This window comes from Ruegeria sp. G2, assembly GCF_056533505.1.
Genome location: NZ_JBQFON010000001.1, coordinates 255,040 through 275,266 on the forward strand (window position 1 = coordinate 255,040; position 20,227 = coordinate 275,266).

Here is a 20,227-nt window from a genome sequence, read left to right on the forward strand (position 1 = left end):
CGGTGCTTTGAAGCTTTACCCCGAGGCAAGGAAAAGGCAGAAACAAGTGGCGATAGGAAAGGACGCATGATGCCTGCATTACTTGGAACCGTTGATCCCAATGGCCTTGAAGAGTTCTCGGTCGTATTTACTGATCGCTCGCTCAACCATATGTCCGCAAACTTTCAACAGGTTATGCGCGATATCTCTGATATGTTGCGCGAGGTATACAATGCTGAAGGTGTCGCCATTGTTCCTGGAGGCGGGACGTACGGGATGGAAGCGGTTGCGCGACAATTTGCACGCGGAGCAAATGTTCTCGTGGTTCGCAACGGCTGGTTTTCCTATCGCTGGAGCCAGATCATAGAATCAGGTGAGTTGACCGGTTCGACGACGGTTTTGAAAGCCCGAGAGACCGGGAATGCCAGCCCTTCGCCCTTTGCACCTGCTCCGATAGAAGAAGTTGTCTCGACAATCCATGAGAAACGTCCGGATGTCGTTTTTGCCCCGCATGTCGAAACCTCTGCTGGGGTGATTTTGCCTGATGACTATGTAAACGCAATGGCAACCGCCGCGCATGAGGTGGGTGCGCTTATGGTACTGGATTGCATCGCGTCGGGCTGTGCTTGGGTCGATATGAAGGCAACCGGTGTGGATGTGCTGATTTCGGCTCCGCAAAAGGGGTGGAGTGCGACGCCCTGTGCCGGTCTTGTCATCCTGTCCGAGCGGGCCGAAGCACGGTTGACCGAAACCACATCTGACAGTTTTGCGATTGATCTGAAGAAATGGCGACAGATCATGCAGGCCTATGAAAATGGCGGCCATGCCTATCACGCCACGATGCCCACGGATTCTCTGCGTGCCTTTCGCGATACCATGCTTGAAACACGTGAGTATGGATTCGAAAAGTTGCGTGCGGCGCAGTGGACTCTGGGGGATGGCGTACGGGCTTATCTGAAGGATAAAGGCGTGATGTCGGTGGCAGCCGAAGGATTTGGCGCGCCCGGAGTGGTCGTCAGTTACACTGCCGACCCCGAGATTCAAAACGGTAAGAAGTTCGCGGCTTTGGGCATGCAGATCGCGGCAGGTGTTCCGCTTCAATGTGATGAACCGGCTGGGTTCAGCACATTCCGTCTGGGGCTGTTTGGCTTGGACAAACTTTATGATGTCGACGGCACGATTTCGCGCCTGACACGCGTTTTGGATCAGGTATTGTAACCGGCAAGGCGGGCAGAAGCCCGCCTGACGGATCAGCGGACGCCGAGGCCCATTTGCATCAGCGTCTTCCGCACTGTTGGTAAGGAATAGAGCGCATTTAGCCCCATCGCCCTTGCGTCACGCAGCGGTCGCGCCTCGATCATCGAGGCGCGGTTCAGCAGATCGATACCTTTGACGCGCAGTCCGATCTCAGTATGGCGGGCCTTATGATAGGCATCCAGCATTTGTGCGTCGCCCAAGCCTTCGGGCCGGGCCTGCGCTAGTTCCATCAAACTACGAAGATCGCCGAGCGACATGTTCAGCCCCTGCGCGCCGATAGGGGGGACCACGTGTGCGGCTTCGGCCATCAGGGCAATGCGTTCACCAGCCAGACGTTCCGCCGACTGGCTGATGATTGGCCAGATTGTCCTGCGCGAAGCGAGTTTCAGCGGTCCGAACAGCCCGCAGGAGCGTTCAGTCATCGCAGCCTCGAATGTCTCGGCTCCGAGGTTCAGCAATTCGACCGCGCGTGGGCCGCGTTCCATCCAGACAATCGCAGACGACGGCTGACCCTGCCAATCGGGCAGGGGGACCAAGGTGAAGGGTCCACCGGACCGATGGATTTCGGTCGAAACATTGTCGTGCGGGATTGGGTGAGTAACGGCGAAGGCCAGAGCTTTCTGGCCGTAGCGGGTGGTATGCACGCTAATTCCGGCGGCTTCCCGCATCGGCGAGTTTCGTCCGTCTGCGGCGATGACAAGTTTGCAGCGGACGCGGCTGCCATCGCTCAGACCAACACGTGCTTCATTGGTGCGGGTGAACAGGCTGATCGTGGCAGTACCGGGTCGGAAATCGACGTTTGGCAATTCCCCCAGCCGTGCCACCATCTCACGCCGCAGCAGCCAGTTGGGCAGGTTCCAGCCGAACGGTTGATCCGAGATATCAGCGGCGTTGAAATTGCGTACCACGCGGGGTTCGGGTACATCACCGCCTGCGTCCACAATGCGCATGATCTGCAGAGGGGCAGCATGTGCATCCAAACGCGCCCAAAGTCCACATTGCTCTAGCAACCCATGGGCGGGCTGCAAAAAGGCAGTAGTGCGCAGATCCGAGCCATCCACGTCGCGTTCTGTGATCGGTGGTGAAGGGTCGACGCAAATCACGTCAAACCCGGCAGCACCTAAGGCGGCGGCGGCGGTCAATCCGGCGATTCCACCGCCAGAAATCAGGATGTCACAGCTGTCGGTCATGAATATGTCTCCGTTGCCGCAGACACTAGTGCTGTTGCGAGGTGGGTGCCAAGTGACATCCTGTCTCGTGCCTTATCCGCGAGAGATCAAAATCAGGACAAGGAACATCGTCGGCACCATCATCAGTGCAGGGATGTAAAGGCCAGGCAGGCCGAACAGAAGGATGGAACACCCCCACATACTGACGAGTGCTGCGGCCGAGTAGTACAGGTCTTCGGCCTCGGCATTGGCCACATCCCGGGCCATCCAGCCAAAAAGCGGGATTGCAAACAACAGGCGCTGCCACAAAGGCGGGCGCGCTGGGATATCGAGCGCAGTCATTGGGATCTCCGATTCTGTTCGTCGCTGAGCTGCATATGGGGCTGATGCTGCGACTGCGAAACGCACAGATCGTCGCAGTGTGACAGCCTATCGCAGGCGGCCCAGAAATCCGGTCAGATCGTCCGTGTGATGGTGAATGTGATCTGCATGGTGTGGATCAGGGGCGACGTGAACGGTACGCATTCCCATCTCATGCGGCGCTGCCAGGTTGCGTGGATCATCCTCGAACATGGCTGCTTGTGTGGCTTCGATTCCGTCCTGAGCAAAGATGGCTTGGAATGCAGCCTTTTGCGGTTTTGGGCGATAGCCCGCATGCTCAATTCCGTAGATCGCATCGAATAGCCCATCCAGCCCACGTGCAGCCAAAACACGCTGTGCGTAAGGCGCTGACCCATTGGTATAGACGATGCGGCGGCCCGGCAGCGCACGAATGTGATCGGCCAATGTCGAGTCAGGCTCCATATGGCTCATATCCACCTGATGCACTGCGTGCAGATAGGGATCTGGGTCCAGATCGTGTTCGGCCATCAGGCCGGCAAGCGTGGTGCCGTATTCACGCCAGTAGTGCGAACGGAGCCGATCGGCCTCGGGGCGGTCGACGCCGATCGCTTGCACCACGTAATCCGTCATCAGCACCTCAATCTGATCGAACAGGCGCATATGCGGTGGGTAAAGTGTGTTGTCGAGGTCGAACACCCATTGGGTGACGTGAGTAAAGGCAGGTTTGACCATGGTTTGGGTTTAGGGCGATGAACGATGGTTTTCAATGCCGCACTTGATTGCCAGGGTGTGAGGCGGCTAGACATGTCCGAACCAGGAGACATAATAACCGATGCCCCAATCCAAACAGTCCAATACGGATGCCTATAGCCTGATACTCGAAGCAATCGATGTGGGCGTCTACAAGCCGGGCGACCGGTTGGTGGAAAGCGAGCTGGCCGAGCGTTTTGGCGTTTCGCGTACACCGATCCGTGAAGCGTTGCAGCGGTTAGAGACGCAATCGCTGCTGGAACGGGACGGGCGGTCTCTGATCGTGGCGTCGCTGGACCACAATCAGATGGCAGAACTATATGTCGTGCGACGTGAATTGGAGGGGCTCGCCGCAAGGCTGGCGGCCAAGCATGCGACCGAAGAAGAAATCCGGGTCCTTCAAGATATGGTAGATGCCGATGATGCGCTGGTGAATGACCCGTCTGCGCTTTCGCGTGCTAACCGCAGGTTTCACGAGCAGATTCATCTGGCCTCGCACAATCGCTATCTGGTGCAACAGCTTGATCTGGTGCACAGGACCATGGCGTTGATGGCGACTACATCCCTTGCGGCTGAGGGGCGCGGTGAAATCGCGCAGAATGAGCACAAAAACATCGTCGACGCGATTGCTGCCCGTGATGAGGCAGGAGCCCAACAAGCCCTGCAGGACCATATCTCGGTCGCGTTCATGACCCGGCTGAAACAGGATGCGATCCGGCGCGAGAAATAGCAGCCTCGCTTTCCTCGACCGCATGACCGTGCTGGGTTTTGTCCCAGAAGAATGGCCGTACCGCTAGTTCCCATAAGCCCTTATAGGCCGCCAGAACACCCAGTGGAAAATAGAGGACCATCATCGGAACCCAGGGCAGCAGAAAGCGCCTGTTGCCCGCGATGACGCCCAGCATGCCAACCAAAAGATTTGCAGCCTCTGCAGCGAGCAATAAGTAAATGCAGTTTCGCAGAAAGTCAGGTGTTGTGATGTGCTGAAAGGGGTGCGGCAAATCGAGAAATGTCAGCCAGAATACCCATAACACCGGGGCAAGTAGAAACTGCCCGAGCGTTCCAAGAAAAAAGGCCTGAAAGCCCAGAAAACGGAGCGGTCCCAGATCGCGCAGCAACCTTAACGGCGCGCGCATATGGACCAGATATGTAACCATGAATCCCTTTAGCCAGCGCGAGCGTTGTTTGACCCAGGGCCAGGCCCGAAAATTAGCCTCTTCATAGGTGGCAGTGCTGACGATTTCAGTCTTGTAGCCAGCCCGGCAGAGACGAACGCCCAAATCTGCGTCTTCAGTAACATTATGGGCATCCCATCCGCCCAGCTCGACCAGTTTGTCTCGACGAAAAAAGAATGTGGTGCCACCCAGCGGAACCACAAGGCCCAATCGGGCGATGCCGCTGAGAATCACCCGAAACCAACCGCTGTATTCGATGGTAAAGCACCGCGACCGCCAGTTGGTGCTCGGGTTATAATAGTCCAGGACGCCTTGCAGGCAGACAACATCTTCGGGCGCGGCCGCAAAATGCCGGACAACGGATTCGATTTGATCTGGCATCGGGGCGTCTTCGGCATCCCAGACACCCAATATATCCCCACGGCAGAAATCCAGCGCATAGTTCATCGCACGAGGCTTGGTCGTTAGTTTACCCCGCGTCGGCACCTCAAGTACCCGTACCCAACTGGGAAGCTCGATGTTATTCAGTGCAGCTTTGGTGACTTTATCCTGCTCTTCAAGCACCAATATGATATCGAGCAGCGCCTTTGGGTAAGTCAGCCGTCGCAGACGGGCGATCAGGATTTCTGCGATTTCTTTTTCTTTGAAAAGCGGCACCAGTATCGACACACAGGGCAGGCGGATCGGTTCTGCTGTGACAAGACGAGGGTTTCGAAGTGTCAAATGGGCAATCAGCCCCGAGACACGAAGGAGGAGGAACAACGCCAATGTCGCAAGCGTTGTCCAAAGCAGAGCAGTGAGACCCAGCATTGGGAATAAGCTGCATAAAATGATTAGCAAAACGACCAACGTGATAGGTCTGGCCCGAGCCGTTGCCGACCAGTTGCGACAGCTTTGTTGCGGATCGACGCGTGTTTCAGCCGCCTCCGTCAGATCGGCGGCAAAATGGCGCGCAATGGCGGTATCAATCTGTTCGGCCCCGGCTAGAACCGGGACGATCGTATAGCCTGTATCACTTAACGCACTTGAAACCGTATCGAACCGGTCGGGCCGCGCCGTTGCAATCAGCAGAATTGGTCCAACTCGCATCCAAGGCAGAACGTTGTGGGTTAGCCAAAACTCCAATGGTTTCAGCGCGCAAAGCTCTTCGGGAGGCGGAGATTGTTCTAGATCGGCAATTTGCAAGCCTGTTTGTTCGGACAAGGCAGAGAGAACTTCGGCCCGACTGGCCCAATCTTCACCAACAAGGATTTCCCCCAACGGGGCATTCTGGCGGGTTTGCAATTGCAACGCTTGTTGGAGCTGAGCCTCTGATATCACCCCTTGATCCCGCAGGCAGGCCCCAAGAGGTTTGCGTGAATGGGGGCCGGGAACCGGTTCCGCCGGTATCTGGCGTTTCAGATTCAGTTCAACCATAAGAATACCCTGCCGCGCTTCACAGGCGGCAGGGTTGCTCAAACAGGGTTAACGCCGAGTTAACTCGACTAAATCGCTCTTAGGCCTGTGTTTTTTGATCGGCCATTGCAGCGGCGAAACGTTCGAACAGGTAGAAACTGTCTTGTGGTCCGGGTGAGGCTTCGGGGTGATGTTGCACCGAATAGACTGGGCGACCCGTCATGCGGATGCCGCAGTTTGAGCCGTCAAACAATGAACGATGCGTCTCGATCACGCCGTCGGGCAGGGATTGAGCATCTACGGCAAAGCCGTGGTTCATCGAGGTGATTTCGACCTTGCCGGTTTCCATATCCTTGACGGGATGGTTCGCGCCGTGGTGGCCGTGGTTCATCTTGACGGTCTGCCCGCCCAAAGCCAGCGCGAGCATCTGATGGCCAAGGCAGATGCCAAAGACCGGCAGGTTAGTGGTTTCCAACACTTCCTTGATCATCGGCACGGCGTATTCACCAGTGGCCGCCGGGTCGCCTGGGCCGTTGGACAGGAAAACACCGTCGGGCTTATGGGCAAGAACTTCTGCTGCTGTCGCGGTCGCAGGCAATACGGTCACGTCACAGCCTGCCGATGCCAGGCAGCGCAGGATGTTTCGCTTGGCACCATAGTCGATAGCGACCACCTTATGTGACGGAGCTTCCTGTCGCTGGTAGCCGTCAGGCCAGGCCCAACGCATCTCATCCCAACGATAGCTTTGTGCGCAGGTAACGTCCTTAGCCAGATCCATGCCCTCAAGTCCGGCAAACCCGCGCGCAGCCGCGATCAAAGCTTCGATGTCGAAGTTACCTTCGGGGTCATGCGCCAGCGCTACATGCGGTGCACCTTGCTGACGGATAGCGCGAGTCAGGCGGCGGGTGTCGACGCCCCCAATCGCAATGCGGCCGCGACGGGCCAGCCATGCTTTTAGCTCTTCGGCAGAGCGCCAGTTTGACGGTCCGGTCGGGTCCCATTTGACCACCATACCCGCGGCAACTGGATCGCCAGTTTCGTCATCCTCCGGGTTCACGCCAACATTACCGATATGCGGGAAGGTAAATGTCACGATCTGGCCCGCGTAGGAGGGGTCTGTCATGATTTCCTGATAGCCGGTCATGGCGGTGTTGAAGCACAGCTCGGCCACCGTCTGGCCGGTGGCGCCAAAGCCAATACCGTAGAACAGCGTTCCATCGGCCAATGCCAGACATGCGGTGGGCTTGGACGGGGCGTTCTGGGCCATGGCGCGACTCTCCTGCAAGGTAAACGGACGCATACCTAAGGGGGTTAGCGCGTCGGGTCAAGCCTGTTCAAATTTTAGGCTATTGTTTAAAATCAATAACTTAGGAAAGTATCGCCCCTGTTGTGCCCGCCTTTTTGTTTCGATATGGTCGAGGTTCCTTTGCCATGGGGATGGACAGACCATATGGATATGCGATCACGGGTGAATGCCGCCCTGAAGCAAGCAATGAAAGACAAAGAAGCCGAGCGCCTATCGACGCTGCGCCTGATCAATGCCGCGATCAAGGATCGTGACATTGCTTCGCGCGCATCCGTAAATGAAGAGGCCAAAGGCTGTGGCGATGCCGAGGTGCTTGAGATCCTTGGAAAAATGACCAAGCAGCGCAAGGAAAGCGCGCGCGCCTATGAAGAGGGTGGGCGCCTGGATTTGGCCGAGCGTGAGCTGCGCGAAGTCGAAGTGATCGAGGAATTCCTGCCCAAGCAGCTGGATGATGACGAGGTCAGCAAAGCTATTCAGACGGCCATCACGGCCACCGGCGCGGGGTCAATCCGCGATATGGGCAAGGTGATGGGCGAATTGAAAACGCGCTATACCGGTCAGATGGATTTCGGCAAGGTCGGGCCAATGGTCAAAGATCACCTTTGCGCCGCATCAAACGGCGGTTAATCAAGCAGAATCGCGCAGTTTCCGGGTTAAGTCATCGAACAGCGCGATCCGTTCCTCTTCAGTGAGGAATGCACCAATTTCGACCTCCCGGCCGTCTCCGACCAGTGTCACGTAATGGGGCACCGGACCACCGCTCGCGTGCATTTCGGGGCGCGCCCAATATCGATTGCAGGACCATTCCAGATCGTCTTTGCGTGGATTGCGGTGCACGAGGCGCGCCTGCGTTTTATCCAACGTGAGAACCTCGAACACGCTGCGTGCGCGATAGTTCATCTCAAATGCCAGCCAGAGACCTAGTACGGTCAGCAACAAGAAGGGCAGCAAGCCCCACAGCAGAACAGATCCCAGCACCGCAAACAGCGGAATCAGGCCGAACAGAAAGACCGCGAGAACAACCCCCATTGCGCCACGCGGCGGTAAGGAGTTATGCGGCCAGAGGCGCAACTCCTGCTCAGTATCTGAATTCTTGGTCCATCGATAAGGCATGGTTGAAACCTAGCGCAGCAACTGCCTGAATCGAAGTGCAATCTGTCACACAACGTGTCCGACACGCACCCATGACAACGCGTCGTCCAGCCGGTCATCACCCCAAAACACCTCGCCGCGCACGACAAAGCTGGGTGCGCCAAACACACCCAGTTGGATGGCAGTGTTGGTCTCGTTTTCGAGAGATTGCACAATGTCCGGACTGCGCGCACGTGCGAGGGCTAGGCGGGGGTCCTGCTGACAACGATGCAGGGCTTCGGTGATGGCTGTCTCGGACCCGGCTTCTATGCCGTCTTCAAACCAGAGAGCATAGAGCGATTGTGTATACGTCTTTCCCCAGCCTTCTGTCATTCCCAGTAGGGCGACCTGATTAGCCAATGCGAGGTCCGAGATTGGGTAGGGCGCAGGCAAGTTGGCGTGAATATGATACTTGGCCGCCCGGCGTTCGATATCCCGCCACATGTAAGCGGATTTAATCGGTTTGCCGGCGAAGGGGATGTTCTGCTGTTCTGACATCACGGTCCGCACATTGAACGGCCGCCAGTTCACGGTGGCATCGTGTTCGGCACTCCAATCGTCCAGGCGTTTGATCGTCAGGAAGCTGTAGGTGCTACCTATTGAGAACCAAAAGTCGATCTCGGGCATCGTAAATCCCTTTCGGTTGGCCGGGTATTTTGCCCGGACCAGAATACTCTATTTTTGCTGTTCTGGCGACTGCCCCGCTTACACAGGTCAGGCAGGAACAAAAAACCCCGCCTAAATGGGCGGGGTTTTCTTGTCATTCAGGTCGGGATCAGTGCGCGTGGCCTTTATCCCAATCCTCCTGCTTCGGCAGCTGCTCGAACGTGTGTTCAGGCGGCGGCGTTGGCAAGGTCCATTCCAGCGTATCCGCGTATTCGTTCCACGGGTTCGGCCGCGTCTCTTTCGCGCCACGCAGCAGGGCGTAGATCACGATGCCAAAGAACAGCAGGAACGAAGCGAACGAGATGAATGCACCAATCGACGAAACAAAGTTCCACTGCGCGAACGCTTCGGGATAGTCGATGTAGCGACGTGGCATGCCCTGACGACCCAGGAAGTGCTGCGGGAAGAAGGTCAGGTTGGCGCCGATGAAGAACAGCCAGAAATGAACCTTGCCCCAGAACTCGGAATACTGACGACCTGTCATCTTCGAGAAGTAGAAGTATACGCCAGCGAAGATCGCGAAGACTGCACCCAAGCTCATCACATAGTGGAAGTGCGCCACGACGTAATAGGTGTCGTGATAGGCACGGTCCACGCCGGCCTGCGACAGCACAACGCCGGTCACACCGCCAACGGTGAACAGGAACAGGAAGCCGAAGGCGAACAGCATCGGGGTTTTGAACTCGATCGAGCCGCCCCACATGGTCGCAATCCACGAAAAGACCTTAACCCCGGTTGGAACCGCGATCACCATCGTAGCCAGCATAAAGTACGCCTGCTGACGCAGCGACATGCCAACCGTGTACATATGGTGCGCCCAGACGACGAAGCCCAGAACACCAATCGCTATGATCGCCCAGACCATCGGCAAGTAACCGAAGATCGGCTTGCGTGCGAAGGTCGCGATGACATGGCTGATAAGGCCAAAGCCCGGCAGGATCACGATATACACTTCGGGGTGGCCAAAGAACCACAGGATGTGCTGATACAGGATCGGATCGCCGCCACCGGCCGGATCAAAGAAGGTGAAGCCGAAGTTGCGGTCCATCAGCAGCATGGTGATCGCGCCCGCCAGAACCGGCAGCGACAGCAGAATCAGCCACGCGGTGACAAAGATCGACCAGCTGAACAGCGGCACCTTGAACAGGGTCATGCCCGGGGCACGCATGTTCAGGAAGGTGGTGATCATGTTGATCGCGCCGAGGATCGAGGAGGCGCCCGATACGTGCACGGCAAAGATCGCAAGGTCCATGGACATGCCGCCCTCGGTCGTGGACAGCGGTGGATACAGAACCCAGCCGACGCCCGAACCGAGCTGATCGTTACCACCGGGGCTCAGCAGCGAGGCGACGCCCAGCGAGGTCCCGGCGACGTACAGCCAGAAGGACAGGTTGTTCATCCGCGGGAACGCCATATCCGGCGCACCGATCTGCAACGGCATGAAATAGTTGCCAAATCCGCCGAAGAGGGCCGGGATAACCACGAAGAACATCATCAGGACACCGTGATAGGTGATCATGACGTTCCACAGGTGTCCGTTGGGGGTACATGGATCGGCCATGAAACCTTCGAGGCACATGTACTGAACACCGGGGTGCATCAGTTCGAGCCGCATGTAGACAGTCATCAGAACCGAAATCAAACCGGCCAGCGCCGATACGATCAGGTACAGAATCCCGATATCCTTGTGGTTGGTCGACATGAACCAGCGGGTAAAGAACCCACGCTGGTCTTCATGCTCGTGACCATGAATGGCTGCGTCTGCCATTAGGTGCCTCCTGTTGCAACTACACCGCGCAGTCGGACCTCTCCAACGCGCGGGATTCCTGCTGGTTTTAGATTGCAAGGGGGCGACCTTCAATGGCCGAGTTTGATCTGGATCAAGATTAATTGTCGCGGGCAGCCCATGCAGCCCGGCATTTCAACCTCTGATACTAGCGATTTGGGGGGGCAGTCCACGAATTCAAGTGGTGATGGGGGAATCCCGCTTGACCCGCATCGGGGGGCGGCACAGAACAGCAAAGAAGCGCAATACCGGAGGCCCGTGATGACTGAATATGATCCCGAAAACGTCTTTGCCAAGATCTTACGTGGGGAAATCCCGTCGAACCGAGTTTATGAAGATGATGAAACAGTCGCCTTGATGGACATCATGCCGCGCACTGATGGGCATGTGTTGGTCATCCCAAAATCACCGTGCCGCAACATGCTGGACGCGTCGTCCGTAGAACTTGCGGCAGTGATAGCGACGGTTCAGAAAATAGCACAGGCCGTGAAGGAAGCGTTTGAAGCTGATGGTGTAACTGTTCAGCAGTTCAACGAAGCTGCGGGCGGGCAGGAGGTGTTTCATCTACATTTCCATGTCCTGCCCCGTTACGAAGGCGTATCGATGCGTCCACCGGGCAAGATGGGTGATTTTGATCTGATTGCCGAACACGCTGACAAAATCCGCGCAGCATTGGGTTGAATTCCAAGAAAGTTCCGCTGGCACGTGGGGTCGATAAGCTGCACGAAGGGCCGCAAAGGCAAGGGATTTACAAAATACCGAGGCCCTAAAACGAGAATTGCCGTTCCGATTATGGGGTCGGAACGGCAGACTCGTAACCAAACACTTCTCGGATTTCGCTGGGCAGCCCTGCGATCACCGGTTAACACACCACTCACTCATGAACGGTCATTACATACTACGTGGTCAAATGGCGTTTGTAAGGAGTGGATGTGAAGAATCCCTGAATTTGAGGCGAATTAGGGCGATTTGAAGGACAACCCACTATGATTTTCGAAACAGAACGCATCGAAATTCAGCATTGTTGTTTGGGTAATGTTTCCGGATCGTTCCGAGTACGTGGAATCACCTAGTTTTCAAACGCCTTCGGAGGCGAACACATCATCAAAGGTCTTTTTTAGTGCCACGTCGACGTCATCCATAGTTACGGGAAGCCCGAGGTCGACCAAAGATGTCACACCGTGTTCCTGTATGCCGCAAGGTACAATCCCACCGAAATGAGACAGATCTGGTTCAACATTGATTGATATTCCGTGGAAACTAACCCACTTCCTCAGACGTATTCCGATGGCTGCTATTTTATCCTCGGCGGTCTGTCCTGCTATCGTTAGCGGCTTGTCTTGTCGCTGCACCCAGACGCCGACGCGGCCTTCTCTTAATGCACCCGTGACATTGAATTCTGCCAGTGCGGCGATCACCCAGGCCTCAAGCTGCTGAACAAAGTGGCGCACATCATGGCCGCGTTTGCCCACATCCAGCATCACGTAGACCACACGCTGACCGGGTCCGTGATAGGTGTACTGACCACCACGTTTGCTTTCATAAACCGGAAAGCGGTCCGGATCGGTCAGGTCTTCTCGCTTGGCAGAGGTCCCAGCGGTATAAAGTGGCGGGTGCTCTAACAGCCAGACGCATTCATCCGCTTCGCCCGCCGCAATCGCTGCAACGCGTGCCTCCATGAAGGCGGTGGCCTCGTCGTAGTCGATCAGCCCGTCAGTGGTTTTCCATTCCATGTCGGTTCCTTAGACCTTCTGAGGGGCAGGGGGAAGGGGTCAGGCGGCCTCGGCCAGGCAACGTTGCAGAACCTGCGCATAGGTGTCCGTGCCTTGCGCGCCGGTCAGCAGGTATTTCCCGCCAAACACCATCGAAGGCACGCCCGAGATACCTCGGCTGGTCCAGAACTGCTGTTTCTCACGCACCGGCTGGGCATATGCACCCGATTCAAGCGCCGCGCGTGCCGCCTCCGGGTCGAGCCCGGCCGCCTCGACCGCGCCCAACAATACATCGACGTCAGAGACATCCTGTTGCTTGGTGAAATAGGTATCGAACAGCACCAGCTTGAGCGGATGCTGACGCCCCTGCGTTTCCGCCCAATCAAGCAGTTGATGCGCGGCAAAGGTGTTCACGATTCGGCTGTCATCGGTGAAATTGAAGGCGAACCCAAGCTCGACCCCTAACGCGGTCAACCGCTCGCGCGCCTGCTGGCTTTGTTCGGGCGTCGAGCCATATTTCTCGACAATATGCTCGCGTAGGTTCTGCCCCTCTGGCCCCATGTTGGGGTTCAGTTCGAACGGATGCCAGCGCAACCGGGCCAGCACATTCTCTTGCTTCAGCGCGACATCGAGTTGACGAAAACCTACGATACACCACGGACAGACCACATCCGAAACGACATCAATCTGCACGGTAGGGCGGGGATCGAGCGAGGGCATGGGCTGCTCCAGATTGCATTGTGTCGCGTTTAGATATGGCTAAAACGCGCGAATTCAATCGGCTGTGTTTTTGCCTCTTCACATCGCGTGGCACAGCGTCTATACGCCCCTCTATCAAGTCATTGGCAGTGCGGTCGTGGCGGAATTGGTAGACGCGCAGCGTTGAGGTCGCTGTGGGGTAACACCCGTGGAAGTTCGAGTCTTCTCGACCGCACCAAATAATTCGTCTCGTTGTGTAATTTCAATTTATTATGTTGGCGTGAACGATCTTGGTCCACCTAAAGGCTTGTGATTTGGTCATCAGCGCAACGTAGTCGCTTTCGCTGCTTCTGCACGCGTGCGCTGATACCACCGATCGTCGAGTAGAGTGCCTGACAACCGATCAAGTACATAAATGGCTTCCACCATTACTGTTTATCGAGGATGAATCTCGACTGCTGGTTAAATGGCTGTATGAGTGCGTCAACGAAATTAGCTGCCGCACTTGTGAAGGCTGATTAGCCGCGAATATTGAGATAAACGTGCAATACGGGCTTAAGAACTGTGACGACCATACAATCAGAGTTGGGCGTCAAAATTTGAGTGAATTAGTTCAAATAGAGTGCGCCCAATCGATGAAGAAGCTGAATATGTTGACAGTCCGGCGGTCATTGGCTTCTTTGTTTCCGGTTTACATCAATTAGAACAACTAAAACGAGCAAAACACGAGAATTTCTCGGTGCTTGGACAGCTCATCCCTTATGATGTTCGTAGTAACATCGCGGCCTGCAAGTAGTAGGCCTATTTGCCGAAAGTTGTAAATCTACTGCATCTTCGGAAGTGTATTTGGTAACGAGTGTGCTGTTTCGATCGTATGATCGGGACAGCATTTTCTTTTTGGAGCTGCTTTGGCAATATGCAGGCTCCCTCATTTTACCACTGACGATCTCGAGTGTGCCACGAGGTCTTGTGATCATAGGGATAACTTCACCACCGAAAATCCGCTACTGAATCACGGGATTGCTTCAAAGATGCAAAGTGATGTGCCATCGAAATTGCTTGGCAGGAATTCGTTATCGTTGCTCCGGTTGCGTGGCGCAGGGTAGTGAGGTGTGCTCTTCTCCGGTGGAACCTACTTCATGTCCGCTTATCGCAGGGAATTTAATGAAAAACTCTGTGCCTTCACCAAGTTCGCTTCTGTAGTCTATTGTTCCGCCAAAATGCTCAACAATTTCCTTTGAAATGTGCATCCCGAGCCCTGTACCGCCTGCGTGACGTTCATCGGAGGAGTCTATCTGGGAAAATCGATCGAAAACTTTGTCATGGCTCCCCTCAGGTATCCCGATGCCATGGTCTTTGACGAAGAGGCGAATATTCTCGCCGACTTTCTCGCATCCGACGGTTATCTCGCCTCCATCAAGGGAGAATTTAGCTGCGTTGGAGATAATGTTGGCCAACACCTGAAGAAGGCGGGAGGGATCACCTTTAACGTACAGATCATTGTTTCCCCTTAAGTCTTCTACAATTTCTACGTTGTGAGCACTGGTGTATCCCATGTTACAGGCGATCGCTTCCTGAATCAGCGCACGTACATCAACAGTTCCTTCACGGTAGTTCATCTCGCCCGCTTCCATTTTTTGAATGTCCAGCACATCATTGATTAGGGATGCGAGCCGTTCGCAATTTTTACCTGCTAAATGAATGAGGCTTTGCATTGATTCTGGAGCTTCACCCAATGCGCCTGTGTTGATTAGGTCAAGTGATCCCTTGATCGAAGTGAGAGGCGTACGCAGTTCATGGCTAACTGTCGATATGAACTGAGTTTTCGCAATGTAGGCCGCTTTTGTTCTTTCGTGCTCTGCTTTGAGCTTTTCGAGTTGTTCCAAATTCCTGCGGTAGAGCTTCAGAAACACCACCGAACAGTCAATCAGAAAATACATTACAAAGATAACGGTGAAGAAGTGCAGCCAGAGTTCAGATGAAAGCTCGGGGCGTTCGATCCAGATATCCTTGACGACAATCAACATGAACGATACGCCGTACATGGTCAGACGGATAATCATTGCCCACAGAAACTGATGGTTGTTCATTGCTGCAAACAACGCCGCAGCAAACAAGAAGAACATTGGAGTAAAGTGACCACCGGCGGGCTGTGCGAAAGCAACTGAAACAGCATACAGGCAGATTGCAGCTGCGCTGAGGATCGTGTTCAACAGAATCCAAACAACCATCATACTAATTGCTTTGTGCTGGTCTGGCTTTAAGCGCGGTACACGTTTGGCCAGCAATAAATCTTGCGCTTCGCAAATGAGGATTGTCCCATAGAACAGCATGGCGTTAATGGGATCGAAGAAGAACGCAGTCAAAATGGTTGTGGCCAGATAAATAGCCTGCCGCTGCCACAGAAGCGCAAAGCTCATGGCAGTATAATCTATGATGTTTTGCAGAAGCCGGTTTTCCGTTTCACCGGAGTCCCGGTCCGGCAGATTGGCGTCGATGGCTGTCATCTAGATGTCTTCGTTTTTAGCGCTTGGACAGTACCATTAGCGGCACAATGAGGACTTAGTTGGTCTGAATTGGGTTCACAGTTTGGCGCTAATCCTTTGAGGGCCACCGTGATTGTTGGCGTTTCACGCAAGATTCTGGTGTGAGAGGTTGAAAAATTTTTGTTGCGCAAATGCAGTGTGGGGCGCCCAAATTTGATGATCTCGTTGCTAAGTGCATTTTTTTTTATCTTAATGTGCCAGAAAGAAGGAGAAAATCTAAAAGGGTTGGGGTTTGACTGCAGTTGAATTTACGAAGTTGGGGCAGGGCGCTGTCGCTCCTGTTTCGGCTAGGCTTGCAAAAAAGCCGGTGACACTGCTTCAGTTTGCAAGGTCCGCTGGTCGAAACATGTTTGAAGTCATCCCGGCCGAAACTCTGCGTGAAACTTATGTTCGCGGGCCTTTGAACATACACTATATCTGCGATCCTGAAATGATAACCGAATTACTCGTCGGGCAGGGTCGTTCGTTTCCCAAAGCCAAGTTCACTAAAGACATTATTGGATCGGCTGTTGGCAACGGGTTGATACTCTCTGAAGGGGAAAAATGGCGTCAGCAGCGGCGTAGGTATTCTCCACTATTCGCCGCCAGGAACCTCCCGGTTCTGGCTCGGCATTTTGCAGAGACTGGTGTCGAGATTGCAGATTCATTGGCGGAACACGAAGGCCCCGTAGATGTTGCACAAATTGCGCCTGCATCAACGTTGACGAATATTTCTAGGGTGATTTTTTCGGGTAACAAGAAAGTCAGTTCAGAGCAAATACGCGTGGGGCTGATCAAGTATTTTGAGTACATTTCTGATTTGTCTCTTTTCGACTTAATGGGATTGCCAAAGTGGGTGCCGCGCAAGAATTGGCTACGCAGCCTGGCCCCGGTCACTAATATGCGGAACCTCGCCAGACAGGTCATTGATCAGCGTCGCGCCGAATGCCGCAGCGAGCCACAGGATTTCCTCGATTTCATGATTGAGGCGTTGAAAACAGATTTCGAAGATGAAGCGACAACCGTCGACAACCTTTTAACCTTTGTTGTCGCTGGTCATGAAACTTCCGCCAACGCTCTGGCCTGGGGGTATTATCTGCTGGCGCTGCACCAAGATATGCAAGCTAGGGTTAGACAAGAAATTCGGTCGGTTCGCCCAAAAGGCCCAATCGAGTTTTCTGACCTGGAGGCAATGCCACTCCTGCGCGCCCATGTAAAAGAGACGCTGCGGCTTTACCCTTCAGCCGCGTTCTTTGCTAGAGACGCATCTGCCGACCTTGAAATCAAAGGGGTAAAGATTGCAAATGGTGACGCGCTGTTCTTCCCAGTTTACTCTTTGCACAGAAACGAAAAACTATGGGATGCTCCTGACCACTATCGACCGGAACGGTTCTTGGGATCTACACTGCCTCGAGGTCAGTACATTCCATTTGGAGATGGTCCCAGAATCTGCATTGGTGCTCAGTACGCTGAAACTGAAATCATGGTACTTATGGCTTCGGTGCTCCGCCAAATAAATTTTTCGATTACAGAGTCTGAATTACCGGAACCAGTTTTGACATTCACCATGCGTACGAGTGGCCCACTCATCCTCAATGCCGAACGGGTTCGCGAATAAAGTCGATATTTACACTCCAGTGCCTGACCTTTGATCGACGTCAGGCCTGGCGACAGAATTAGCTTACTGCCGGCGAGTGAGGTAAGTGTTATCGCCGTACAGCTCACGCAAGACTACATCAAACAATCTATCGTTGACCATTTCTTTGCGATCCGGTGTGGGCTCTGAAAATGTGGAGGAAGTTGTAACCAGGCCCTTTCTGAGATTGGCCTCGCGATGATTCACTTTTTTGATAGCCATGTCCAAAGAGGCGAATGCTCCAACCTTCGTAAATGAACGAAGCGATACCGGTGTACCTTTCACCACTTTAAGATGGACAGATGCGCAGCGGTTGCTGAGAACAGTCCCTAGTTCTTGGTTTAGGAAAGCTTCGGTCGGAATATTCTGGGTGCGTTCCCGCCCATGTGTAACAACGAGAAATGTGCCACTCCCGCGATAGGAATACATTCCTCCAGCAGCCTGTGTTGTTCTTTCAATGCAGAATCCAATGTCGGAAACAGATCGCCGAAAATCACCAAAATTTCCCAGATCAAAGTGATACTCGGCGTCACGAAATTTGATTGCAGTGACCCAGGTGTCAAATCGACGCCTCCGTGAAAGCTGCTCGACATAGTTGTCGAATTCGACATACCCCAAGCATTGTTCCTGCTCGTCGATAGACAAAGGATCCTTGAAATTGAATTTCTGGTTGAAATCCAATTCACTGCGAAGATTTTCTATCGACGCCGATGAGGATTGGGTTTTCTTTCTCTCCATCATCAGAAGGTGAGCAGCGTTCATACGGCTGCGCAGTTCAAAGAAGTCGAAGGGTTTAGTTACATAATCAAACGCGCCTTCTAAAAATGCCTTCTCGATGTTCTGCCTGTCATCCAGTGCAGTCAGCATTATGACAGGTGTTTCCAGATTTTCCGGCAGGTTCCGGATTTGTGAAAGCAACTCTATCCCTGAGGTTCCAGGCATCTGAATGTCAACAAGCAGACAGTCGAACGGGGATTCTGCTGCTTCTATCATCCCTAGCGCTTCATCAGCTGAACTGGCAGCAGCCACATTGCAGTTTTCGAGTTCAGGAAGCGCTGATTGGAGCAATTTCAAGATGTCAGGATCATCATCAACCGCCAGTACAGTAAGTGCGGTCTTTCTTTGTGCTCGATGCTCTAGATTTCTTTGGAACCGATCACTGCCAAATGTGGAATGTCTCATAACTGGTGAACCGCCGATATCCTCATAACGGGTTGAACCTATGAGGTGAGTGGGTCGAAACCGCGGCAAAAATTGAGAAATTCTTCGTAGAAAGGGGTTTTTTCTTGACCTTTGTTTGGCGCAAACGGCCTCAGCGACGAGTTGCCTGTTTTTTGTTTTGAGCGGCCGTGGCGCTTTTTTGGTGCTATTTATTCGGCAATTTGTTTGTGTCTAAGAACAATTCACGATCTCAAAACAACGGAATTGAAATGCGATAGGGAATTTAAGCATCAACTCTGGTAGCGCTGCTAACATGCATTATAGCCACGGTTTCCCTATAGCCTGAAAATAAACCCCAGTCGCAATGAAGTCAGTGTCGGGCGTTAGAAATTACAATAGACCATCCAGCGGCGGGGTTAATCAATTTACTTGTAGATGTTGAACAAAACCGACTGACTGACGGTGCCATCGATAGAGAACTTTGCGCCGACAGGCGAGGCATTGACACCCAGACGCCGTGACCACCGTGCCCAAACTGAAGGAACGATGCCCAATATGCTGGATGCACCACCTTCCATTGCGACAGTAGTCATCTGGTGAAACAACTCTTGTTGAACCTGCTGCCTGCGTGATGAAGCGACATCTTTTGTCACGAAGAAACGGGATGCTTCCCAGACAGATTGCTTTACCGGGGCTTCAACAAACAGAACGTCAGATGGGATATCTTTAAGAATACCTCTTTGTGCGTCGCGCAGCATATAACTGTATACCCCGCATTGTGCAGTCGTGGGCAGAAGTCGTACACCTGCCAAAATTTCACCAAACTCGTGCAGCACAACCCACCGACAGGCTGGCGTGTCGTATTGGTCGAATTCCATCCCGTCAGCTTCGCCGACTTGCCACTTTAGCTGATCTATAAAAATTGACTTTCTGGTTTCGAGGTATTTTGCCAGCAGTGGGCCATACTCGTGAATATTGCGAAAGCTAAGCGTAGTCGCACGAATATTGCCAACATCACTACGTGGCATTGGCTGGCTACTTCTAACCGCGAAAACTTCTATTCGCGCCGATTTACTCGGAGCGCTTGAAGTGGCGTTAGCGGGTGTCAGTTCCGGAAATCCCTCCGGGACCGAGTATGTCTGCTTAAACCTGAGTGGACGGTCCATATTTTGCTCATATTATTGACGCACTTATGACAAGATTCAGCTCGGCAAGTCCACCAACCTATGCGGTAGTTAACCGAATTGATGAATGGGTGTGTCCAAATCTCCTCTCTCCCAATGGTTGAGTTCCCTGACAGATCAATTACGCAAGTTTTTTTAACTTTTCTTTTCAACCGTAGGCTTCATTCATTTCCGCGTGTGCAGCAACATTTTGAAAAGAAGCTTTTTTTTGCTCTTTCAATTAGAGCTTACGCTGGATCAAGTGCCGTCTCGCTGTCTGATGAAATTTCAAGGCAACCCTGACTGCTGATAAAAGCAGTCATCAAAATGACATCCAAATTTGGAGGTAGTTACTTTTCTAATTGCGTTCTCGGG

At 53.7% G+C, this 20,227-nt stretch carries 18 protein-coding genes and 1 tRNA gene; 6 read left to right on the forward strand and 13 right to left on the reverse strand.

The window, feature by feature from the left end:
- Nucleotides 1-69 precede the first annotated feature (69 nt).
- Nucleotides 70-1,197 carry an aminotransferase class V-fold PLP-dependent enzyme gene (locus ACR0DU_RS01265; RefSeq protein ID WP_480872736.1) on the forward strand — a complete coding sequence of 376 codons (1,128 nt, stop codon included), beginning with the start codon at nucleotides 70-72 and terminating at the stop codon, nucleotides 1,195-1,197.
- A gap of 32 nt (nucleotides 1,198-1,229) precedes the next feature.
- On the opposite strand, the gene ACR0DU_RS01270 is transcribed toward ACR0DU_RS01265, so the two are convergent.
- The 3 genes from ACR0DU_RS01270 to ACR0DU_RS01280 all read right to left on the reverse strand — a co-directional run bounded on the left by ACR0DU_RS01270 (nucleotide 1,230) and on the right by ACR0DU_RS01280 (nucleotide 3,479).
- Complete coding sequence (locus ACR0DU_RS01270; RefSeq protein WP_480872039.1) at nucleotides 1,230-2,426, reverse strand: UbiH/UbiF family hydroxylase; 1,197 nt, start codon at nucleotides 2,424-2,426, stop codon at nucleotides 1,230-1,232.
- 72 nt (nucleotides 2,427-2,498) lie between these two features.
- Nucleotides 2,499-2,747 (reverse strand): hypothetical protein, encoded by a 249-nt coding sequence (locus tag ACR0DU_RS01275; RefSeq protein WP_010439320.1) that lies wholly within the window; start codon nucleotides 2,745-2,747, stop codon nucleotides 2,499-2,501.
- Between the two features lie 87 nt (nucleotides 2,748-2,834).
- Complete coding sequence (locus ACR0DU_RS01280; protein WP_319546920.1) at nucleotides 2,835-3,479, reverse strand: pyrimidine 5'-nucleotidase; 645 nt, start codon at nucleotides 3,477-3,479, stop codon at nucleotides 2,835-2,837.
- Nucleotides 3,480-3,579: 100 nt separating this feature from the next.
- Between ACR0DU_RS01280 and ACR0DU_RS01285 the strand changes: the two genes are divergently transcribed.
- Nucleotides 3,580-4,227 carry a GntR family transcriptional regulator gene (locus ACR0DU_RS01285; RefSeq protein ID WP_170469329.1) on the forward strand — a complete coding sequence of 216 codons (648 nt, stop codon included), beginning with the start codon at nucleotides 3,580-3,582 and terminating at the stop codon, nucleotides 4,225-4,227.
- Here the strand turns inward: ACR0DU_RS01285 and ACR0DU_RS01290 are convergent.
- Both ACR0DU_RS01290 and carA read right to left on the reverse strand, forming a co-directional pair.
- Complete coding sequence (locus ACR0DU_RS01290) at nucleotides 4,184-6,088, reverse strand: glycosyltransferase family 2 protein (RefSeq protein WP_480872042.1); 1,905 nt, start codon at nucleotides 6,086-6,088, stop codon at nucleotides 4,184-4,186. The two genes, ACR0DU_RS01285 and ACR0DU_RS01290, sit on opposite strands and share 44 nt — an antisense overlap.
- A gap of 79 nt (nucleotides 6,089-6,167) precedes the next feature.
- Entirely contained in the window at nucleotides 6,168-7,334 is a 1,167-nt protein-coding gene (gene carA, locus ACR0DU_RS01295; RefSeq protein WP_480872043.1) for a glutamine-hydrolyzing carbamoyl-phosphate synthase small subunit, read from the reverse strand.
- Between the two features lie 183 nt (nucleotides 7,335-7,517).
- On the opposite strand from carA, the gene ACR0DU_RS01300 reads away from it, so the two are divergent.
- Nucleotides 7,518-8,000 (forward strand): GatB/YqeY domain-containing protein, encoded by a 483-nt coding sequence (locus ACR0DU_RS01300; RefSeq protein ID WP_170539063.1) that lies wholly within the window; start codon nucleotides 7,518-7,520, stop codon nucleotides 7,998-8,000.
- On the opposite strand, the gene ACR0DU_RS01305 is transcribed toward ACR0DU_RS01300, so the two are convergent.
- The 3 genes from ACR0DU_RS01305 to ctaD all read right to left on the reverse strand — a co-directional run bounded on the left by ACR0DU_RS01305 (nucleotide 8,001) and on the right by ctaD (nucleotide 10,938).
- The gene (locus ACR0DU_RS01305) at nucleotides 8,001-8,486 is read right to left on the reverse strand and encodes a DUF2244 domain-containing protein (protein WP_170770412.1); all 486 of its coding nucleotides are present in this window, start codon (nucleotides 8,484-8,486) and stop codon (nucleotides 8,001-8,003) included.
- A gap of 45 nt (nucleotides 8,487-8,531) precedes the next feature.
- Nucleotides 8,532-9,131, reverse strand: coding sequence for a 2-hydroxychromene-2-carboxylate isomerase (locus ACR0DU_RS01310; protein WP_170539067.1), 600 nt, complete (start codon nucleotides 9,129-9,131; stop codon nucleotides 8,532-8,534).
- A 148-nt stretch (nucleotides 9,132-9,279) separates the two neighbouring features.
- A complete protein-coding gene (gene ctaD / locus ACR0DU_RS01315) occupies nucleotides 9,280-10,938 on the reverse strand; it encodes a cytochrome c oxidase subunit I (RefSeq protein WP_010439338.1) in 1,659 nt (552 codons plus the stop codon).
- Between the two features lie 279 nt (nucleotides 10,939-11,217).
- Here ctaD and ACR0DU_RS01320 point away from each other — a divergent pair, with 279 nt between their 5' ends.
- Complete coding sequence (locus ACR0DU_RS01320; protein WP_480872044.1) at nucleotides 11,218-11,637, forward strand: HIT family protein; 420 nt, start codon at nucleotides 11,218-11,220, stop codon at nucleotides 11,635-11,637.
- A 395-nt stretch (nucleotides 11,638-12,032) separates the two neighbouring features.
- Here ACR0DU_RS01320 and lipB read toward each other — a convergent pair whose 3' ends face one another.
- Entirely contained in the window at nucleotides 12,033-12,689 is a 657-nt protein-coding gene (gene lipB, locus ACR0DU_RS01325) for a lipoyl(octanoyl) transferase LipB (protein ID WP_480872046.1), read from the reverse strand.
- A gap of 39 nt (nucleotides 12,690-12,728) precedes the next feature.
- On the reverse strand, nucleotides 12,729-13,388 hold the full coding sequence (locus ACR0DU_RS01330; RefSeq protein WP_480872048.1) for a DsbA family oxidoreductase: 660 nt from the start codon (nucleotides 13,386-13,388) through the stop codon (nucleotides 12,729-12,731).
- Nucleotides 13,389-13,518: 130 nt separating this feature from the next.
- Here ACR0DU_RS01330 and ACR0DU_RS01335 point away from each other — a divergent pair.
- Nucleotides 13,519-13,605, forward strand: a tRNA-Leu gene (locus tag ACR0DU_RS01335).
- Between the two features lie 835 nt (nucleotides 13,606-14,440).
- Here ACR0DU_RS01335 and ACR0DU_RS01340 read toward each other — a convergent pair.
- Nucleotides 14,441-15,874, reverse strand: coding sequence for a sensor histidine kinase (locus ACR0DU_RS01340; protein WP_480872049.1), 1,434 nt, complete (start codon nucleotides 15,872-15,874; stop codon nucleotides 14,441-14,443).
- A 385-nt stretch (nucleotides 15,875-16,259) separates the two neighbouring features.
- Between ACR0DU_RS01340 and ACR0DU_RS01345 the strand changes: the two genes are divergently transcribed.
- Nucleotides 16,260-17,510 (forward strand): cytochrome P450, encoded by a 1,251-nt coding sequence (locus ACR0DU_RS01345; RefSeq protein ID WP_480872051.1) that lies wholly within the window; start codon nucleotides 16,260-16,262, stop codon nucleotides 17,508-17,510.
- A 63-nt stretch (nucleotides 17,511-17,573) separates the two neighbouring features.
- Here ACR0DU_RS01345 and ACR0DU_RS01350 read toward each other — a convergent pair whose 3' ends face one another.
- Nucleotides 17,574-18,710, reverse strand: coding sequence for a response regulator (locus tag ACR0DU_RS01350; RefSeq protein WP_480872052.1), 1,137 nt, complete (start codon nucleotides 18,708-18,710; stop codon nucleotides 17,574-17,576).
- Between the two features lie 404 nt (nucleotides 18,711-19,114).
- Complete coding sequence (locus tag ACR0DU_RS01355) at nucleotides 19,115-19,855, reverse strand: acyl-homoserine-lactone synthase (protein ID WP_319546932.1); 741 nt, start codon at nucleotides 19,853-19,855, stop codon at nucleotides 19,115-19,117.
- Nucleotides 19,856-20,227 lie beyond the last annotated feature (372 nt).